This window comes from Solidesulfovibrio carbinoliphilus subsp. oakridgensis, from assembly GCF_000177215.2.
GTDB classification, from domain to species: Bacteria; Desulfobacterota; Desulfovibrionia; order Desulfovibrionales; family Desulfovibrionaceae; genus Solidesulfovibrio; species Solidesulfovibrio carbinoliphilus.
In genome coordinates, this window is the sequence record NZ_CM001368.1 from 3,230,991 (window position 1) to 3,248,925 (window position 17,935).

At 59.7% G+C, this 17,935-nt stretch carries 18 protein-coding genes; 15 read left to right on the forward strand and 3 right to left on the reverse strand.

Features of this window, described 5'->3' with window-relative positions; genetic code table 11:
* The first annotated feature begins 1 nt into the window (after position 1).
* The 14 genes from DFW101_RS14095 (at position 2) to DFW101_RS14155 (ending at position 13,771) form a co-directional block, all read left to right on the forward strand.
* On the forward strand, positions 2-628 hold the full coding sequence (locus tag DFW101_RS14095) for an outer membrane lipoprotein carrier protein LolA (protein ID WP_009182198.1): 627 nt from the start codon (positions 2-4) through the stop codon (positions 626-628).
* Positions 625-2,979 carry an MMPL family transporter gene (locus DFW101_RS14100; RefSeq protein ID WP_009182199.1) on the forward strand — a complete coding sequence of 785 codons (2,355 nt, stop codon included), beginning with the start codon at positions 625-627 and terminating at the stop codon, positions 2,977-2,979. The genes DFW101_RS14095 and DFW101_RS14100 overlap by 4 nt, the downstream gene beginning before the upstream one ends.
* 113 nt (positions 2,980-3,092) lie before the next feature.
* Positions 3,093-3,647, forward strand: coding sequence for a hypothetical protein (locus tag DFW101_RS14105; RefSeq protein ID WP_157137648.1), 555 nt, complete (start codon positions 3,093-3,095; stop codon positions 3,645-3,647).
* The gene (locus DFW101_RS18680; protein WP_009182201.1) at positions 3,640-4,008 is read left to right on the forward strand and encodes an ApeI family dehydratase; all 369 of its coding nucleotides are present in this window, start codon (positions 3,640-3,642) and stop codon (positions 4,006-4,008) included. Before DFW101_RS14105 ends, DFW101_RS18680 begins: the two co-directional genes overlap by 8 nt.
* Positions 4,005-4,472, forward strand: a complete 468-nt coding sequence (locus DFW101_RS14115) for an acyl-CoA thioesterase (protein ID WP_009182202.1) — start codon at positions 4,005-4,007, stop codon at positions 4,470-4,472. The genes DFW101_RS18680 and DFW101_RS14115 overlap by 4 nt, the downstream gene beginning before the upstream one ends.
* Positions 4,469-5,833 carry a lipid biosynthesis B12-binding/radical SAM protein gene (locus DFW101_RS14120; protein WP_009182203.1) on the forward strand — a complete coding sequence of 455 codons (1,365 nt, stop codon included), beginning with the start codon at positions 4,469-4,471 and terminating at the stop codon, positions 5,831-5,833. The genes DFW101_RS14115 and DFW101_RS14120 overlap by 4 nt, the downstream gene beginning before the upstream one ends.
* Positions 5,830-6,990 carry a DUF2062 domain-containing protein gene (locus DFW101_RS14125; protein WP_009182204.1) on the forward strand — a complete coding sequence of 387 codons (1,161 nt, stop codon included), beginning with the start codon at positions 5,830-5,832 and terminating at the stop codon, positions 6,988-6,990. Before DFW101_RS14120 ends, DFW101_RS14125 begins: the two co-directional genes overlap by 4 nt.
* Positions 6,987-7,913 carry a lysophospholipid acyltransferase family protein gene (locus tag DFW101_RS14130; RefSeq protein ID WP_009182205.1) on the forward strand — a complete coding sequence of 309 codons (927 nt, stop codon included), beginning with the start codon at positions 6,987-6,989 and terminating at the stop codon, positions 7,911-7,913. Before DFW101_RS14125 ends, DFW101_RS14130 begins: the two co-directional genes overlap by 4 nt.
* 13 nt (positions 7,914-7,926) lie before the next feature.
* Entirely contained in the window at positions 7,927-8,175 is a 249-nt protein-coding gene (locus DFW101_RS14135; RefSeq protein ID WP_009182206.1) for a phosphopantetheine-binding protein, read from the forward strand.
* Between the two features lie 2 nt (positions 8,176-8,177).
* Complete coding sequence (locus tag DFW101_RS14140; protein WP_009182207.1) at positions 8,178-9,344, forward strand: beta-ketoacyl synthase N-terminal-like domain-containing protein; 1,167 nt, start codon at positions 8,178-8,180, stop codon at positions 9,342-9,344.
* On the forward strand, positions 9,341-10,180 hold the full coding sequence (locus DFW101_RS18685; protein WP_009182208.1) for a beta-ketoacyl synthase N-terminal-like domain-containing protein: 840 nt from the start codon (positions 9,341-9,343) through the stop codon (positions 10,178-10,180). The genes DFW101_RS14140 and DFW101_RS18685 overlap by 4 nt, the downstream gene beginning before the upstream one ends.
* A 26-nt stretch (positions 10,181-10,206) precedes the next feature.
* Positions 10,207-11,310 carry an AMP-binding enzyme gene (locus tag DFW101_RS14150; RefSeq protein ID WP_009182209.1) on the forward strand — a complete coding sequence of 368 codons (1,104 nt, stop codon included), beginning with the start codon at positions 10,207-10,209 and terminating at the stop codon, positions 11,308-11,310.
* Between the two features lie 318 nt (positions 11,311-11,628).
* Positions 11,629-12,261 (forward strand): DUF4823 domain-containing protein, encoded by a 633-nt coding sequence (locus tag DFW101_RS19155; protein ID WP_083838491.1) that lies wholly within the window; start codon positions 11,629-11,631, stop codon positions 12,259-12,261.
* 949 nt (positions 12,262-13,210) lie between these two features.
* Entirely contained in the window at positions 13,211-13,771 is a 561-nt protein-coding gene (locus DFW101_RS14155) for a MucR family transcriptional regulator (RefSeq protein WP_009182211.1), read from the forward strand.
* Between the two features lie 110 nt (positions 13,772-13,881).
* On the opposite strand, the gene DFW101_RS19545 is transcribed toward DFW101_RS14155, so the two are convergent.
* Both DFW101_RS19545 and DFW101_RS14160 read right to left on the reverse strand, forming a co-directional pair.
* Positions 13,882-14,169, reverse strand: a complete 288-nt coding sequence (locus tag DFW101_RS19545; protein WP_157137649.1) for a hypothetical protein — start codon at positions 14,167-14,169, stop codon at positions 13,882-13,884.
* Positions 14,170-14,171: 2 nt separating this feature from the next.
* Positions 14,172-14,930 carry a ParA family protein gene (locus DFW101_RS14160; RefSeq protein WP_009182212.1) on the reverse strand — a complete coding sequence of 253 codons (759 nt, stop codon included), beginning with the start codon at positions 14,928-14,930 and terminating at the stop codon, positions 14,172-14,174.
* A 286-nt stretch (positions 14,931-15,216) separates the two neighbouring features.
* On the opposite strand from DFW101_RS14160, the gene DFW101_RS14165 reads away from it, so the two are divergent.
* On the forward strand, positions 15,217-16,305 hold the full coding sequence (locus DFW101_RS14165) for an IS110 family RNA-guided transposase (protein ID WP_009182213.1): 1,089 nt from the start codon (positions 15,217-15,219) through the stop codon (positions 16,303-16,305).
* 166 nt (positions 16,306-16,471) lie between these two features.
* On the opposite strand, the gene DFW101_RS14170 is transcribed toward DFW101_RS14165, so the two are convergent.
* Positions 16,472-17,739, reverse strand: a protein-coding gene (locus DFW101_RS14170) for an IS3 family transposase (protein ID WP_085929881.1) whose coding sequence is annotated in 2 segments (ribosomal slippage) — positions 16,472-17,394 and positions 17,394-17,739 — 1,269 coding nt in all. Because the reading frame shifts where the segments join, the coding sequence is not laid out codon by codon here.
* Positions 17,740-17,935: the final 196 nt, after the last annotated feature.

Sequence of the window (17,935 nt, forward strand, 5' to 3'; positions counted from 1 at the left end):
CATGAAGTTGCCGTTGACCACCCTGTTGGCTGTCGGACTCGCGGCCCTGGCGTCCGTGGCCCTAGCCGCCGGCTCACCAGGGGATACCTTGTTGCGTCTCGCGGCCAAGGCCGGACAGGTGCGCAGCATCCAGACCGAGTTCACCCAGGAGAAGCGGCTGAGCATTTTCAAGCAGATATTGCTTTCCAAGGGGGAGTTCGCCTTCCAGAGGCCAAGGTCTCTGCGGTGGGAATATCTGGAGCCAGTGCGCTCGGGCTTCATCCTCCACGGGGATTCGGGCAAGCGCTGGAACGAATTGGCGGGTGAGACCCAGGATTTTTCGGTCCGCAAGGATCCAATCATGCAACTAGTGTCCAGCCAGATCCTCCTCTGGACCACCCTGGATCTGAAGGCGCTCTCCAGAACCTATACGATCGCGGTCAAGTCGGATGCTCCGGCGGTCCTACTGTTCACGCCGCGTGCGGCCGAGGTCGGACCCATCGCCGGCCTGTGCATCACCTTCACGCCTGACGATGCTGCCATCGCCGTGATCGAAATCCTGGAAGGGCAGGGCGACTCCACCACGATCCGTTTCCACGGCACTCGGCTCAACGACGACATTGATCCTGGAGTATTCACGCGGCCATGACATTCCCCTGTCTGATCATGCGGTTGAACCGGTGGTTCGCGACTCACAGACGGGTCGGATTCTGGTGCCTGGGGCTCTTCCTGGTGGCGGGGCTGACGGGCATGGTCTTCTTGCGACCCGTGGAGAACATCGCCTCCATGATCCCGGACGACGGCTCCGGCCTGGCCGGGGATTTTAGGCTCATCCAAAAGGCTCCGTTCACCCGGCGCGTGCTCATCGACGTGGCCGCGCCTCCGGGAGCGGCTTCAACGGATCTGGCCGCCGCTGGGGATGCCCTGGCGGCGGCGTTGCCGGCCGTCCTGTTTCCGGAAGTGCGTGATGGGCCGGAAATAGGGAACCCTGCGACCTTTGTCTCCGGGATGCTCGACCTTCTGCCGGCGCTCTTTACCGAGCGGGACCGGCGCGAGATCGAAAAGCGGCTGACGCCGGAAGCGATACGCCGGTCCCTGCGCGAGTGCGTGCGCACCCTGACCTCCCCCGAGGGCCTGGGCATGAAGGAAGTCCTTCGAAGAGATCCCTTGGGCTTTCGTCAACTGGCCCTGGCCAAACTGGTCCACCTGCGCCTGTCCGATGCGTTGCGTATGGAGCAGGGGCGCTTCATGAGCCAGGACGGGCGGCACCTGCTCCTCATCGCCCGTCCCGCTCCGGAAATGACCGATTCCGACGGCGCAGGCCAAGTCATGACGGCCTTCCTCCAGGCCCGGGCCGTACTGCCCCCGGGCTACACGGCCACGCTGATCGGCGGCTACAGGCACACCCAGGCCAACGTCGCCGCCATCAAGTCCGATATGTCCATGGTGTTGGCGGCGTCATCCCTCGGGCTCGCCCTCATCTTTCTGTCTTGGCTGCGCACCAGGGCCGGGCTGTTCGCCTTCCTGTTGCCCCTGACCATCCTGCCCCCGGCGGCCCTGGCCACACGACTGGTCTTCGGATCCATCTCGGGCATCACCATTGGCTTCGGCTCCGTGCTCATGGGAGTGGCGGCGGATTACTCCATCTACGTCTATTTCGCCTTGCGCGCCTCTCCGGATTCCGCCCGGACGGCTCTGAGCCGCGTGGCCGCACCGGTCTGGTACGGGGCGAGTACCTCCCTGGTTTCCTTCGCAGCTCTGCTGTTTTCCGCCATGCCGGGCGTGCGGGAGCTGGCCTTTTTCTCCCTGAGCGGGCTTTCCCTGGCGCTCATCCTGGCACTGGTGGTTCTGCCCTGCCTGATCGGTCCGGGGGGCGTCCCGGCCGGGGAAGCGCCAAGGCTTCCACCCAAGCCGCTGCTCACCCCGTGGCAGGCGCTTGTCCTGGTTGCCCTGGTCCTTGCCATCGGGGCGTACTGGGGCGGGAGCGTGCGCTTCGATTCCGATCTGCGCTCGCTTTCCGCCTCCGGTCTCGACATTAAAGAGGACGAGGCCATGATGCATTCCGTTTGGGGGAGCATGCGGGATCGGACCATGGTCTTCGCCCAGGGGGGCAGTCTGGATGACGCCTTGGCGGCCAACCGGGAATTCTTCGACCAAGCTTCGGGGGAATCGGATGCAACTGGCCTCATAAGCCTCGCCCCGATACTGCCGCCAAGGCAGGTGCAAGCCGCCAATGTCGCCAGATGGCGGGCCTTGTTCACTCCCGAACAGGTGGCCGGGCTTCGTGCCACGGTCGCATCCGAGGCGGCATCTCTCGGATTTACGCTGGACGCGTTCGACCCCTTCTGGAACGCTCTGGATGACCCTGCCCCGGCGCGGGCCACACCCGGGAGACTGCGCGCCATCGGATTGGGCGAGGCGGTTGATCTGCTGCTGACCAGTGACGCAAGCGGCTCTCTGGTCATCAGCCTAATGTCGGACAACGCCGGCATCATCGCCGTGGGCGAAAGCTTGCCCGCCGGGGTTCGGGTCGTTTCCCGCAACACGTTCGCCAGGGAACTGACCACGGCCGTCAGATCCGACTTCACACGTTTCATCCTGCTGGCCTTGGGCGGCAACCTTGTCCTGCTTTACGTCTTCCTGCGTTCGGTCCGGTCGACCCTGCTGTCCCTGCTGCCCACCGCCGTCGGTCTAGCCTTGCTGTTTGGCGCCATGGGAGTTCTAGCTGTCGATCTGAATCTTTTCGGCGTCATCGCCATCCCCCTGGTCATCGGCATCGGAGTGGACTACGGCATCTTCATGGCCCTGGAGGGCGGCCGCGACGGAACCACCATGCGCGCCGTCGTCGTGGCAGGCCTGTCCACCATTGTCGGGTTCGGAGCGCTGGCCCTGGCCAGACATCCGGCCCTCCATTCCATCGGACTTACCGTGTTGATCGGCATTTCCGGGTCCGTGCTGGCCTCCTGCCTGTTCGTGGTTCCCCTAGGGAGGCGCGGATGAGGCGCGCAGTACCGGGCTCGCTTGTCCTGGCCGTTGTATTGGGCGCCATGTCCGTGCTGTCGGGCTGCCGGGGCGGTTGTGTCGCTGCCTCGCGTTCGGCCGAGGAAACGGCCATGCTTCTATCCGGGCGGACGTACTGGTTCGAACGGGCCGGGGAAACGCGGTTTCAGGCGGGCATGCTCGTGCGCGACCTGTTCGCCAAGGTTTCGCTGACGGCGTTTGTTTCGACGGACGGTTCGGGCCGCCTAGAATTCGTGGGCCTGAGCGACTGGGGCATGCGCCTGGCCCAGGCCTCGGTAACTCTTGATGACCCGGCCCCGGCGCGTCTGAGTCCCATGCTTGCTCGCATACCGAAACTCGGCTTCCGGCTGTCCCGGGCACTGGGGCGTGTGTTCCTGGTCTGGCCACGGCCGGAGGATGTTCATGCCCCACGCCGGACAGGATATTTCGCCGACCCCAAGACCCAGGAGCGGGAAGTCCACTATGCCTTCGATGCCGACACGGGGCGACTGACTGGGAAAAGGGGACGCGACGACCGGGGAACCTGGTGCGTCGTCATGCGCTACGACGCTACGTCCTCCCCCCAGACGGCACCTGAGGCAATCGTCTATCAGGGCGACGGCCTTGAAATCCTTTTCAAATTGAAGGAACTTTCCGGAAATGAGTGAATTGTTCCAGGCGGTCGTGGCAGCGGGTCAGGGAGACGTCCGGGCAGATGAGGACGGCTGGTATGGGCGCGAATTCGTCTTCGGCAATGATTTCCCAGGCTTCGCTGGACACTTTCCGGGCAGTCCGGTCCTGCCGGCCATGGTCCAGATGTTGGCCGGGGCAAGCCTCGCGTCGCGGTGGCTGGACCGGATTCCGGAAGTCCGTTCAGTCAGCAACGCCAAATTCCTGGCCCCGATTGCGCCGGATGTGGCCGTGACCGTCCAGGCTAGGGCCCAGGGCCCGGACGCGGCCGTTGTTCGGGTCCTGCTGGGAGACCGACTGGCCGCCACCTTCACCCTCGGATTTTCCACCAGCCTATGAGAAATCACTATTTTCCCTCCGATCCTTCGGCGCCGTCGCCGCTTCGGGCCAAGGTATCCCGGCGGGTGCGCTTTGAGGAGGCCGATCCCCTGGGCATCGTGTGGCACGGGCGCTACGCTAGTTATTTCGAGGACGCTCGCGAATGCCTGGGCAACGCCCACGGCATCGGCTACGCCGATTTTTTCGCCCAGGGCTACAGCATCCCCCTACGGCGACTGATCGTGGATTACCTCGTCCCCCTGACCTACCCAGAAGAATTCACCGTGGAAGCCATCTTGCACTGGTCCGCGGCCATGCGCCTGAACTACGAATTCATCTTGCGCGGCCAGGACGACGAGGTGCGCGCCACGGGCTGCACCGTGCACCTGCTGGTCAATGACAACATGGCTTTGCAGATGACCATCCCGGCTTTTTATCGGGATTTTCTCGATCGATGGCGCGCGGGAGGGTTGGTCCAGCCGTGAAACGGGTACTCGTCATCGCCTCCAACACCTGCCAGGATCCCTATCCGGTTTATCCTCTCGGGGCATCCGTGGTGGCCGGAGCGCTACGGCAGGCGGGGTATCCGACCCTTGTCCACGACTTGGCGCTGGAGGCCTCCCCAGATGCTCTCGTGCGCGTCCTGGAGGCTTTTGATCCCGATTGCATCGGCATTTCTGTGCGCAACGTGGACAATGTGGATTCTCTGTCCGCCGAAGCGTCCTGGACTGGGGATGCCCTGCGCGACTTGGTGGCGCGTCTAAAAACCTGCGGCAAAGCCCCGATCATCCTGGGCGGCCCCGGTTTTTCCCTCATGCCCGAGGCACTGCTGGAGCATAGTGGGGCGGACTATGGAGTAACCGGCCCGGGCGAGGTCGCCTTGCCCGCGTTGCTGGACCGGCTGTCGATCGGAAAAGCGTCTCCCCGGATCGTGGCGGCTCCTGGGTCGTCCCGCCGCGTCATCGGCCCGGCCGCGTGGGACGATTCGGTATTGCCCGAGTATCTCAAGCGCGGCGGAGTGCCGGGCCTGCATACCAAGCGGGGCTGTCCCAATGCCTGTCTCTACTGCGGGTATCCCCTGGTGGAAGGGACCATAGTGCGCCACCGCGACCCCCTGGAGGTGGTGGAGGACCTACGCTTGGCCAGGGACCGCTTCGGAGCCAGGGAATTCTTTTTCACCGACGCTGTGTTCAATGACCCCGAGGGGGGCCATCTCCATCTGGCCGAGGTCCTGGTCCGTGCTAATCTGGGGGTGCGCTTTGGCGCCTATTTCCAGCCGCGCCGGACCACCGACGCTGAATGGACGCTCCTCAAACGGGCGGGGCTCATGGCCGTTGAAGCCGGGACGGACGGTGGATGCGATCGGACCCTGGAAGGCCTTAACAAGCCGCACAGCATGGATGACGTCTTCACCTTTCAGGAGATGTGCCACGCCCACCGCGTCCCTTGCGCTCATTTTGTCATCTTCGGCGGTCCGGACGAGACCATGGAGACCCTGGAAGAGGGGCTCGCCAACCTAGACAGGCTGCAGGGCGGTTGCGTCTTCGCCTTCCTGGGGCTGCGGCTGCACCGGGGCACCGGGCTGCATCGCCTAGCCGTCCAGGAAGGTCGTATCCAGGCTGGGGATGCGTTACTCCGACCGACCTTCTATCTTTCCTCCCATCTGGACCCGGCCCTGGTCGAGGATCGGCTGCGCCGAGCCTTTGCCGGAAGGCGCGACCGTTTCTTCCCGCCCGAGGAGGGTAATCTGCGCATGCGCGTGCTGCGGCGCATGGGCTATTCCGGGCTGCTGTGGGACACGCTCCCGACCTTTGCCTCCTACAAACATGGCGTTATCCGCTCATGACCGTTAATCCGCGCGTCTGCCTGCTCATTCCAGTCTACAACCACGGGGCCACCCTGCGCGCCGTGGTGGAGCGCGCCCTGGCCGTCGTTCCCCACGTGCTGGTGGTGGACGACGGTTCGACCGACGGCGGTCCGGCCACCCTGGCTGATCTTCCCGTCGACCTGGTGACGCACCGGAACAACCGAGGCAAGGGAGCGGCCATCATGACTGGCGCGGCCTGGGCCGTAAGCCTCGGCTACACTCACGTGGTCACCCTGGACGCCGACGGGCAGCACGATCCCAGGGACGCCAACACGTTTCTGCCCGTCATCCAGGCGGAGCCCGCTGCGATTGTCGTGGGGGCCCGCGATTTCAACACCCTCAACGTGCCAGGGGCCTCGCGATTCGGTCGGCGCTTCTCCAACTTTTGGCTGCGCGTCCAGACCGGACAGGTGCTGGATGACGTGCAGTCGGGGTTTCGGGCCTACCCTTTGGCCGTGCTCCAGGCCCTCGACTTGGGCGAGACACGCTACTCCTTCGAGGTGGAGGTGTTGGTCAAGGCGGCCTGGGCCGGGTTTCTCCTGCGTGAGGTCCCCATATCCGTGTTCTATCCGCCGCGCGAAGCCAGGGTCTCCCATTTCAATGCCTTTATGGACAACGTGCGCATCAGCCTGCTCAACACCAAGCTGACCGCCAGGGCCATGATGCCCATGCCCCAAAGGAAGCTGTGCCTGGACGACCAGGGGAGCGTGAGCGCGATCCATCCACTTAAGTCCCTGCGCCTGCTCCTGGCTCAGAAGGAGACGCCCATGAACCTGGCCCGATCGGCCGCGTTCGGCTGTCTGGTGGGGGCGCTGCCCCTGCCGGGACTTTCGTGCATGATCATCCTGTTGGCTTCTGGATGGCTGCGGCTCAACAAATATGCCGCTCTGGCCGCCAACCAATTGTGTATCCCGCCGTTCGTGCAGGCCGCCTGCGTACTGACGGGGTACTTTCTGCGCCATGGCCGCTTTCTGACCGAGTATTCTGTGAAAACCCTGGGCTATCAGGCCGGACAACGCCTTTTCGAATGGGTGCTCGGCTCCCTGGTAGTGGCGCCAACCCTGGCCATGGCCGTCGGCCTGCTGGTGTTTCTCCTGGCCCTGCCCGTGCGACGTTCCCTGGAGGAGAAGTCATGACGCGCACTCCCCGATGGTCCAGCCGCAGTCTCGGTTCTAGGTTGCAGCACGAATTCTTCTACGCCTGTATCTGGCTGGGGGGATGGCGTCTGGCCTACGCGGTGCTGGCAACGGTGGTCCTTTTTTACACCCTCCGTCCGGCGGTGCGGGAGCGCTCACGCCCCTATCTATCCCGGCGCTTTCCGGGGGCGGGGCGGCTTTCCATGTTCCTGCATGCCTTCCGGCTTAATCTTGCCTTCGGCAAGGTCCTGGTGGACCGGGCCGCGCGGGGTATCACCGGGCAGGGAAAGGTGGACGCCCCCAGGGAGGAGATGGCCCGATTCACCCGGTTGCTGGACATGGGGCGGGGACTTTTGGTCCTCACCGCCCATGTCGGAGCCTGGCAGTGGGCCATGTCCGAGCTTTCCTTCACTGGACGGCGGATGCACGTGCTCTACCGTCGCGACACGGGCGACGTGGACCGGCAGTACTTCGAACACGTCGGAGGGGACGACGGGCCGCGCTTTATCGATCCCTGTTCCGATTTCGGCGGGGTTATTGAGGTCATGGCCGCCCTGAGGGCCGGAGAGGTGGTTTGCGCCATGGGCGACCGCGTCCTGGGGGACGCGGGCAACACGGTGGAGGCTACTCTGCTGGGCGGGAAGGTGCGCCTGCCTCTGGGGCCATTTCTCATAGCCGCCAGACTTGCGACACCGATGGCCCTGGTTTTCGTGCCGCGAACCGGTGCGTGCCGGGCGCGGGTGCTGGTGCCCCGAGTATTCGAGGACACCCACGGGTCTGATCCCATGGTAATGGCTGATGAATTCGCCCGGGCGCTGGAGGATTTTGCGCGCGACGCGCCCTACCAGTTTTATAATTTCTATGACCTTTGGGCGTCACCGGGAATCCTGGCCGCGTCCAGTCCGCGAGACGAAAACATCTAACGCCGAGGAAATGATGCCCCTTCGTCAGCAAGTGAAACAGGCCCTGATAGAGGATCTGAACCTTCAGTCCATCACTCCGGAGGATATCGAGGACGACGCCCCGTTGTTTGGCGACGGCCTAGGTTTGGACTCCCTGGACGCCGTGGAACTGGTGGTGCTCGTGCAGAAACGCTTCGGCGTGGAGATAAAGAATATGGACGAAGGGCGCGTGGCCTTCGCTTCCGTGACCGCCCTGGCCGGGTTCATCGAGGAGCGTCGGTAGCCATGCCACGACAACCGGCTCTGGCCGCCGTCACCGGGATCGGGTGCGTATGCGCCGCCGGCGATTGCCTGGAGGCAGTTCTTGACAATCTGGAGGCTAACCCGCCCGTGCCCGCGCCACCGCGACGGTTTGCCGGGCTTGGGGAGTCCCATCCCGTGTTCGAGACCGAGGCGAGCCCCAACCCACCTTCCGATCACGGTTTGACTCTGCTTATGGAAAGTGCCTTCCAGGCCCTGGCCGTCGCCGGGCTTTCTCCTGGTGAATTGGCCGGAAAACGGGTGGGGGTGTGTATCGGCTCCTCGGTGGGATTCGCCATCAACTATTTTCCCCTTTATCAGGCCTGGAAGCAGGGAGAGCAGGTCCCTGTCGAGCCTCTGGAAGCATTCAGGTGTTCCAATTACGCCCTGGCTCTGGCCAAGCGCCTGGGCCTCGTCGGACCTTGCCAACTGGTGGCCAACGCCTGCGCCTCGGGCACGGACGCCATCGGCGTCGGCGCAACCTGGATAGCCTCCGGCCTGTGCGACCTGGTCCTGGCCGGAGGGGCGGAAAGCCTGTCCTCCGTCAGCTACCTCGGCTTCATCCGGCTCATGATTGCAGACACCAAGCCTTGCCGTCCCTTCGATCGTGCCAGAAACGGACTCAACCTGGGTGAAGGCGCGGCGGTACTCGTGCTCGAACCGGCCGGGACAACTCGGTCCGTGGCCGGGGCGGTGCTCGGTTACGGCACCGCCGGCGATGCCTACCATCCCACAGCCCCGCATCCCCACGGCCGGGGTCTGAGGTGCGCCTTCAAGACCGCCTTGCGCCAAGCGGGAGTCGCGCCCCGGGGCGTGGCCTTCGTAAACGCCCACGGCACAGCGACCCAGGACAACGACAAAGTGGAAGGTCTGGTCCTCGGGGACATGTTTCCAGGCGTCCCCGTGCTGGCCACCAAGGGAGCCACCGGGCATGCTCTGGGCGCGGCCGGGGCCATCGAGGCGGCCATCACCCTGGGCTGTCTGGGCAGGGGGACCATCCCCGCCTCGCCGGGCTTCGTCGAACCGGATCCAGCGCTGGCGGTCATTCCGACCACGCGTTCCCTGGCGCTCGGAAGCCGCATCGCCGTGTCCGACTCCCTTGCCTTTGGCGGCTGCAACGCCGCCCTCGTACTCGGGGGGGAACGGTCGTGAACAGGCTTGCGGTCAGCGCCTGCGGCATCGCCGGACCAGCCGAAGCATTTTCCGGCCATGAGGCCTGGTCCGGGCTTCCCGGCATCCGCGCCGTCCTGGGCGGTGCTGAGATCGTGACCGAGGCGCTACGAGCGCATTATCCGTCGCTGAAGCTGCGTAGGCTCGATGCCTACGCTCAGACGGCGCTCCTGGCTGCGAAACTGGCCGTGGAGGCATGCGGCGAAGCGCCCGCCAATCTGGGACTGGTCGTCTGCACCGGTTACGGACCTATCCCGGCCACCAACGCCTTTATGGACTCCTGTCTGGATTTCGGCCCCCGGGGGGCGTCACCCACGGCATTCTCTCAGACCGTGCACAATCTTGCGGCGTCGACCGTATCTATGTTCCTGGGCTGTCAGGGTCCGGCTCTGTCCGTGAGTCAGCCGGGGCTCGGATGTTCCGGTGCGTTGCTCACTGCCCGGTCCTGGATTGTCCAGGGCTTGATCGATACGGTCTTATTCGGTGCGGTGGACGATTGTCAGGCCTTCTCCCGCTTCCTCTTCCCGGGGGACGGTTCATACAAGACGGCGGGTGATCCCGTCGCTTTGTTCGCGGTCCTGACTGCACGGGATGGTGGCGACCGTCTCCTGGACGTGCTGGATGTCGGGTTTCCCGAGCCGTCAGGTGCGCGCGCGTTCGTCGGCCCATACGAATCCGCTCCGGTGGACGTCCTGGCGGGGATGCTCTCGGCTCTGGACCCGGCACAAGGGGGCCGGGAGGTGGTTGTCGAGGAATCCTGGGACGGTCTGGCCGCGACCATCCGCGTCCGGTCCGCGATTCCGGGCGGCAGGTCGTGATCTCGTCGCGCCGGGGGATCGCGCGCATGCTTGCCAGCTTGGCGAGAAGCTTGGAATGGACCACCGCGTCCTCGGGGCGGGAGTCTCTGACCTCGCGAGCGGCGGCGCTTTTCGGGCTGGACCAGCCGCCAGCAGACATCGGGGATATCCTGGCACCGTTTGACAGCCATCGACTAGAATCCCTGGCATCTGACATCCAGGCCCGCTGGACCGGAGAGCGGTTGGTGTTTCGGACCTCCGGCTCCACGGGCGTTCCCAGAGAGTGCGTCCAGGACGTGGCCTGGCTTGTCCAGGAGGCGCACTTTCTGGCCGGACTGTTCCGGGATAGTCGGCGTGTGGTCGCCCTGGTGCCGGCGCACCACATCTACGGGTTCCTGTTTTCCGTGTTGCTGCCTGAACTGCTCGGGGTGCCGGTCGTGGACCTGGACCCCCTGTCCCTGGCGTCGCTCTCCGGACTGCTCCATTCAGGGGATGTCGTGATTGGCTTTCCCTTGTCGTGGAAGAAGGCGGGAGAGATCGGTGTGCGCTATCCATCCGCAATAACAGGTGTCACCTCCACCGGTCCTTGCCCTCCGGAAGTGATCATTCAGTCACTGGATCTCGGGCTTGCCCGTATGGCGGAAATTCACGGCTCAACTGAAACTGGCGGCCTGGGATATCGGCTTCGCTTCAGGGAGCCATACCGCCTTATGGACCATTGGTTCATCGGTGACGGAGACGGCGTGTTGCATCGCACGCATCCTCTCGTGGGTGCGCCGGTATATTTCGCGTTTCCGGATGAACTCGTCTGGGAAGGAGAGCGGCTGTACCGACCCGTCGGCCGCAAGGACAAGGCGGTCCAGGTGGCCGGGGTGAACGTGTACCCCGAACAGGTGCGCCGGGTACTTATCGAGCATCCCCTGGTGGCCGATGCCGCCGTGCGCCCCATGCGTCCGGAGGAGGGCGATAGGCTCAAGGCCTTTATTGTCGCGGCGGCTGCGGCTCCCGCACCCCCTGCCATCATTCGTGCATTGCGAGAGTATCTGATAAACAGACTTGGTGCCCCCGAAATCCCTAGAAGTTTCACCTTCGGCCCAGCCGTTCCCAGAAACGCCTTCGGCAAGCATGCGGACTGGGATCTATCCCACTAGGAACCCGCAACCAAGGACAACCCATGACAACAACTCGAGCCGTCCTGGGCATGAGCTTGGCATATACGGCGCTTCCTTTGGGTGGGTCTCTGAATGTTGGATGGTAGACTACGACATGGGATATAGCAGGGGAAAATCCTCTTTCAGAAATTTTATGTTCACCGGCCTTGAGTTTTTTATGAAACACAGAGTATTTTCGATTACTGACCGATGAGGCACTGTTTAGAGTTCAGTTACATTATACCTCTGTCCGATAGTTTTATAAAATAAACACAATATGGAAGTGTCCCTGATGTCTGACAGTTTTGAAAAAATTAGATGGTTGTTATTATTTTGGAGGCGATTATGGCTGGTGCCCAAGTAATTATTACTGATGGAATTGTATGTATGGACAATGCCTCTTCATCGATATATATTTTTGCGAGGATCTATAAGTTTTTTATCTTGTCGTTGGTTAGTATATCACTATTTTGCTCAGGATGTGCAAAAAAACAGATTTCACAAATGATTGTTGCGGGAAAGTTGTCCAGTGATAAATTTTCATGCGTCTATGTGGCTTTGCCACGTGACGGTACTTTTGGATCTATTGTTTATAATGGTAGTGGTGCTAAGGTGGCTTCTTCTCTTTGTTTAGCTTTTTCTGAAAAATCCGTACAATGTAAAATGGCTGTTTCGACGCTTCCTTTTGATAGAAATCTTCAAATGGCTAAAGATGTTGGTTGTAATTATGTTGTAATCCCTAAAATTTTGCATTGGGAAGATCGTAATACTCCTTGGTCTGGAAAACTAGATAGGGCGTCAGTGCAAGTTGATGTTTATGAAGTTGACCAAAAGAGACTTATTTCTTCCTCTTTGATTGAAGCCACTAATCAATGGGCAACGTTCATAGATAATCCTCCTGAAGTGCTTTTGCCAGCTCCATTCAAAAAAATAGTTGATAGTCTTTATTGACTTGTACTGGAATAAGTTGCGATATCCTTAATAGTGCTGAAAATGAAAATAGTCTTTCTGCATTTACCTAGAGGTTGCAATCCAAATTATATTTCCTGGCTAAGAGGCAGTGCTGGGGCTATCTTCTGTTAATGTAGCAACATGGTTAATTTAGTGATGTGGCGGGCGCTATTTAGTTTCTGGATGCTTTGCTAGAAAATATGAAATAATTTTTAATGTATTTAATTTATACCCTTAGACTCCTTTAGGTATTTATAAGTTTACCTCATGAGTTTTTTTTGATAGATTCCTTTCAAGTATCCAGATAATTTGTTCTGTTTGTCATAAGAATTTTTATATTGTGCTGATTGTAACGTACTGCTGGCTTTCCGCCCTTGGAGCGTCAGTGCTAGGCGGCTAAGTGCTCTGAAGCTCCGCCGCAACGTCGGTGTTGATGAAGAAATTGCCCCCGGATTTACGACTTTGCTCTTACGCAGGGTGATGTACCGGCATCCACCTCTTTAAAAGTAAAATCTCACCAAAATGTTTGCCGGAGTTGAGCGCCAAGCCCACGCAGCGGTGTGCCGGTCACTCAACACCAAGTATCGGGTAGGAGGGGCCTAGAGACCCCCCTCCTACCCGATTGCGGGTCGGGCGTGTCAGAGGGGTAGACAACCACACGCTTGTCTCGCACCGTCTCCCACAGTCAAACAGGTGCACGTGGCGCACCGCAGAGATGTGGTGTTGCAGTAGCTTTGCAGCGCCTTGCCCCACCGGATCGGCTTATGGCTCCCCGGCATCCGTCCGATTTGCCCGACCAATTCCCAAATTCCGCCAAACCTGACCTGACGCAGTATCCATTTGGTCTTCTGTCTGTTGCACAAGCTGGAAGGAGAAAAGCCGTTGACATGAATCATATGAAATTTTATTCCTCCAAAAGGAAGATCAATTTGATAAAAAGGAGTTTCATATGATCGATAAAGAAATTTGGGCGGAAGCTTTGAATCTGGCGAAAGATCAGCTGCGACATGGCAAGGTTCATTTCAGCGAACTCGAAGTCGTGACCAAAAGCATCTACGAAAAGCTTTGTTCACTCCGGTGTGGTCCTGTCATCGATATCGAAGTCGAGGGACCGAAGCAGCTTGAGGCCACTCAAAAGCATGAGAAGACCAAAAAGTACGTGAAGTGTGCAATTTGCGGGAAAGAAGTCAAGACCTTGACGGAGCGGCATACCCGTTCCCATGGTCTGACCCGCAAAGAGTACATGGACAAATTCGTGGTGTCCAAGAAGGACATGTCCGTCAAGAGCACCAGAAAAACCACCACTGGCGAAGATAATCCTCTAAAGCAGATGCAGATGATCATGCAGGAATTTGGAGTGAAGAGGGGAGAGGTGAAGAGCTTCGTTATCGAGAAGGGCTTTGACGGTCTGAAAGGGCTTGTTGCTGCCGCCAAGGAAAAGAATGTCGGGATTCTTGAGTTGCTGAAAGAAGTCGATGCTCAAGATGCCAAGGGTAACAAGAAAAAATAGTTTTCGGCTACAGAGGAGAGCTTGCATCTATTCAGGCAACTGGTTGACGTGAGCTTCTTTTTTTCAGGGCTTAGTTATAAAGAAAAGCCCCGCCTCGGCGGGGCTTTTCGCTAAAAGCCTTCCTTTGTTAAAAATAACTCCAAGGCCGCACGTACCACTCGGGCATCTTTCTCGCGCCGTTTAAAGCAGTACAGGCGTAACCGTTCTGCAAGGGGTTCGGGCAGAACAATGTGTTTTCTCACACCTGCATTTTTGTGTGTTTGTGCATTTGCTGTTTTGTGATTTCCATCATCCGCGCTATTGTCTAAGGGCAGTTCTTGCTTAGTTGATGCCTGAAATGATTCTGTTTTTTTAAAAAGTTCACCGTTCTTAAGTCCCTTCCCAAGTCCGCTGGCCATGGTTAAGCCCCCCTCTTCTCAATTTCTTTTGCGAGTCTTTCGTAGTCCTCGGCACCCGCACTTCCCGGCCGATAGGCCATGATGTCCTTTCCGTGGCTTGGGGCTTCGGCAAGTGCCACCGCATCTCGAATTCGAGTTTCAAAAATCAGGTCAGGGAAGGCTCTTCGCAGCTCATTGAAAACATCACGATTCAGTGTCTTGCGTTTGTCGTAGAGAGTCACGACGATGCCCGCAGCCCGTAGAGTCGGGTTGAGTTCTTGGATCATGGCCACGGTGCTCTGGAGTAACTCAAGGCCCCGAAGCGCATGAAACTCGGCCTGCACGGGTATGATAAGTTCCCCGGCCGCCACCAGGGCGTTAACGGTCACAAGCCCCAGGTTGGGTGGGCAGTCGAGTAAAATATAGTCATAGCCCTCCACCTGGGACATGGCCTTTTTGAGCATGTTTTCCCGCCCGATTCTGCCTGCAAAGGCTAAGTCCGCTTGCGCTAGGCTCATGCCGGCAGGGAGCAGGTCAATGCCAGCCAGGCCCTCCACTGAACGTTTGATTTGTCCGACTGTGGCCCGACCATCAAGAACATCATAAAGATTTTTCTCAAGCTCCTCAGGTTCCACTCCGCAGGAAGCAGTCAAGCTCCCCTGGGCATCCAGGTCCACGAGGAGCACACTCCGACCGAACATTGCCAGGGCAGCACCAACGTTTTGCACGGTGGTCGTTTTCCCAACACCGCCCTTCTGGTTAGCAAAAGCGATTATCCGCATATGTGGTTTTCCCCTTTTGCGTTTTAACAAAAATACATATATACGTATCTGCTGATAATGGCAAGTGTTAAAATGTGCATTTTAGCGTTTGCCATTGAGAGAAAGGTGAAAAGGGCGGGCGGGGAGGTGCTAGCTGGTCCCGCCGCCCCTGCGCTGGAGCAGGCAGGTTGGAGCAGGAGGGGGGTGGAGTTGCCCCCGCTAAATACCATGTTGGCCATCCCCCTAGCTCAGGCTACGATCCGGACAATTGGTCCGGGCGCGTGCCCGCAACGACAAGGAGGCCACAATGAACAAAAGTTCGACTTCAAGGCTTGAGTCGTTCATCCGTGGTTTTGAATTCAAACCCTTTTCCGTTGGTATCGATGTCCACAAGAATTCCTACCACATCGCCTTACCACGAGAAGATGGGCAGTTTCATGTATGGGTTGCTCCTTCAAATCCTCTTGCTCTGGCCATTCGCCTGAAAGAACTTTCCTTATCTATTAGATGTATAGCCTACGAAGCAGGGCCAACAGGCTATACGCTTGCACGTGTGCTCCTGGCAGCGAACCTTCCGGCCATTGTCATCGCTCCCAATAAGATCCCGCGCCCGATTAGTGCCTCGGCCAAGACCGACAGCCTCGATTGCAGAAGGCTTGCTGACTATGCCGCTAAGGACATGCTCACGCCAATTGCCCTTCCAACCGAAGAGGAAGAGGCTCTCAGGACGCTTGTTCGACGGAGAAAGACCCTCACGGCTCAGCGCCGGCAGGTGAGGCAACGTATAAAGTCGTTGCTGCTCTACCATGGAATCCTGGAACCCCGAGGGCTGGAGAACTGGTCGAAGAAGGCGTTGGCGGGACTTGACGCTCTTCCCCTGCGCCCTGCGATAGCAAGTGCCTTGGGCAGTCTGCTCCGCGAGCACACTTTCGTCCAGCAAGAGGTCAACCTTGTCGATGATGCCATCGGCAAATCTTCCAGAGATGAACTTCCGCAAGGCGATCAAGCCTCGGCGGCAGAGTATCTCCAGACGGTGCCTGGTGTGGGGCCGGTTGTTGCCGCCACGTTCGTCACGGAGGTATTCCGGCCGCAGCGGTTTCAAAGGGGCGAGGAAGTGGCGAGCTATCTGGGGCTTGCGCCGACAGTAAGGCAGAGCGGAGAGCGGTCTGGCCAGGCCAGGCTTGCTCCTGGCGGCAAGAAATACTTGAAAAGCATTTTGGTAGAGGCTGCATGGACGGTGAAGCGTTACTGTCCATGGGCGGCCAACCTCTATGGCCGAATCGTCTCCCGCACAAATGTGCCTCAGAAAGCCATCGTAGCCGTGGCCAGGAAGTTGGCGATCATTCTGTGGAGGCTGAGTCTCGAGAAAAGAGCCTACGAGCCTGCCATGGCTTGATCTTCTCGCAGCAGAGTCTTTTGACGCGAGTCCGGAGGGCCGAAAAAGCGGCGGCCGCTAAACTGCGTGATCTTAAAGTACCGTATCCGGTACCAGGCGCTTGAGGCGCGAAGAAGAAACTGGATTTTTGCTCATCGGCTGTAAAATGGCGTCTCGTAGTAACCGGTCATAGCCAGGGTTGACATGGGGCCACAGAAGAAACCGGACACCCGGCAGTTGCTGACAAGCGGATAAACTCCCTGGGTGAGAGCATCCGCAGCCCTTTGTGGGGGTGCACCTCGTTATAGTCCTCGAACCAGGCCGCCAATTGGCTGAGGACGGTCTGCGCGTCCGGGCGGTCATGGACATACACGTAATCGCGTTTGAAGGTCTTCACGAACGCCTCGGCCATGCCGTTGCTCTCCGGGCTTCTGACCGGGGTGAACCGGCTGACCAGCCCCAGCCAGGACGCAAATTCCACAGTCTCCTTGGCCGCGAAGCAGGAGCCGTTGTCGGTCAGCCATTCGACCCGGTGTGGCGCTCGGCTCGTTCCGAATCGCTTTTCCACGCATTCCAGCATCAGGTCGCGCACCATCGAGCCCGAAATGCCGCACGTCGATGCCGTGAAGCCCATGACCTCGCGGTCACAGCAGTCGAGAGCAAAGACCACCCGGACTTTCTCACCGTTCCAGCAGCCGACCTCGAAAGCGTCCGCGCTCCAACGCAGGTTGCGCCGCAGGGTGATGACCTTGCCTTCATGCGACCGCTCGGGCCTGTTGCCCGTGTGCCTGGCCAAAAGCAGGCCGTGGAGCCGCATGATCCGGTACACGCGTTTGTGGTTCACTCGTGCTTGCCTTAGTTCCACGAGACGCCGGTTCAGGAGGGCGCACACCCGCCGGTAGCCGTAGGTCAGCCGCCCGTCGACGATCTCGCGGATCAAAGGCAGCAGGACTTCGTCCTGGGCCTTGGAATAACGGGGAGAGCGGTTCCTTGGTCCGGTCACCAGTCGTTCGGACAACTGCGAACGGGCCACGTCGAACGCCTCTGCCACCCGCTTCACAGGGAATCCTCCTCGAAGGGCAACGGCGTGCGCGAGATCAGTTTTTTTTCGCGCGCGATCTTGATGCCTTCCTTGAGGATTTCCACTTCCATCGTCTTCTTGCCCAGGAGTCGTTCCAGCTCCCGGACCCGCCTCTTGAGCGCGCGATTCTCAGAGGCGCTGACCACCTCTTCGTCTGCCTGAACCGCTACCTTGCCGCCCTCGCTCATGAGTTTCCTCCAGCGGAAGAGGAGGCTTGGCGCAACGCCGTATTGGCGGGCCACATAGGAAACGCTCATCCCTGGCCGGGACGACTCCTCCACGATCCGCAGTTTCTCCGCCAACGGCCAACGACGGCGCTCAACCATGTTGACCATCTCGACCGTGGGAATCTCGTTAGCACTCTGTCTGGACATACCTCTAGACCTATCTCCTAGGTTCAAGAGGGTGTCCGGTCCAAATGGGGGCTACTCCAGGGGGAGCTGTAGTTGGCAAAGTATTGCCAACGAGTCGAGCTGGGAGACGCGGCGCGGCCGTGGTCTTCGTTCAGTCTGACGATGGAAGCTGAAAAATTGTCCAGTTATAGTAATTTTTTTAAATAATCTAAGGTAT

Excerpts from the sequence above, each read along its gene's own strand:
- DFW101_RS14095 (WP_009182198.1), top strand. The coding sequence starts at position 2 with ATGAAGTTGCCGTTGACCACCCTGTTGGCTGTCGGACTCGCGGCCCTG.
- DFW101_RS14100 (WP_009182199.1), top strand. The coding sequence starts at position 625 with ATGACATTCCCCTGTCTGATCATGCGGTTGAACCGGTGGTTCGCGACT.
- DFW101_RS14105 (WP_157137648.1), top strand. The coding sequence starts at position 3,093 with ATGCTTCTATCCGGGCGGACGTACTGGTTCGAACGGGCCGGGGAAACG.
- DFW101_RS18680 (WP_009182201.1), top strand. The coding sequence starts at position 3,640 with ATGAGTGAATTGTTCCAGGCGGTCGTGGCAGCGGGTCAGGGAGACGTC.
- DFW101_RS14115 (WP_009182202.1), top strand. The coding sequence starts at position 4,005 with ATGAGAAATCACTATTTTCCCTCCGATCCTTCGGCGCCGTCGCCGCTT.
- DFW101_RS14125 (WP_009182204.1), top strand. The coding sequence starts at position 5,830 with ATGACCGTTAATCCGCGCGTCTGCCTGCTCATTCCAGTCTACAACCAC.
- DFW101_RS14130 (WP_009182205.1), top strand. The coding sequence starts at position 6,987 with ATGACGCGCACTCCCCGATGGTCCAGCCGCAGTCTCGGTTCTAGGTTG.
- DFW101_RS14135 (WP_009182206.1), top strand. The coding sequence starts at position 7,927 with ATGCCCCTTCGTCAGCAAGTGAAACAGGCCCTGATAGAGGATCTGAAC.
- DFW101_RS14140 (WP_009182207.1), top strand. The coding sequence starts at position 8,178 with ATGCCACGACAACCGGCTCTGGCCGCCGTCACCGGGATCGGGTGCGTA.
- DFW101_RS14150 (WP_009182209.1), top strand. The coding sequence starts at position 10,207 with ATGCTTGCCAGCTTGGCGAGAAGCTTGGAATGGACCACCGCGTCCTCG.
- DFW101_RS19155 (WP_083838491.1), top strand. The coding sequence starts at position 11,629 with ATGGTTGTTATTATTTTGGAGGCGATTATGGCTGGTGCCCAAGTAATT.
- DFW101_RS14155 (WP_009182211.1), top strand. The coding sequence starts at position 13,211 with ATGATCGATAAAGAAATTTGGGCGGAAGCTTTGAATCTGGCGAAAGAT.
- DFW101_RS19545 (WP_157137649.1), bottom strand. The coding sequence starts at position 14,169 with ATGGCCAGCGGACTTGGGAAGGGACTTAAGAACGGTGAACTTTTTAAA.
- DFW101_RS14160 (WP_009182212.1), bottom strand. The coding sequence starts at position 14,930 with ATGCGGATAATCGCTTTTGCTAACCAGAAGGGCGGTGTTGGGAAAACG.
- DFW101_RS14165 (WP_009182213.1), top strand. The coding sequence starts at position 15,217 with ATGAACAAAAGTTCGACTTCAAGGCTTGAGTCGTTCATCCGTGGTTTT.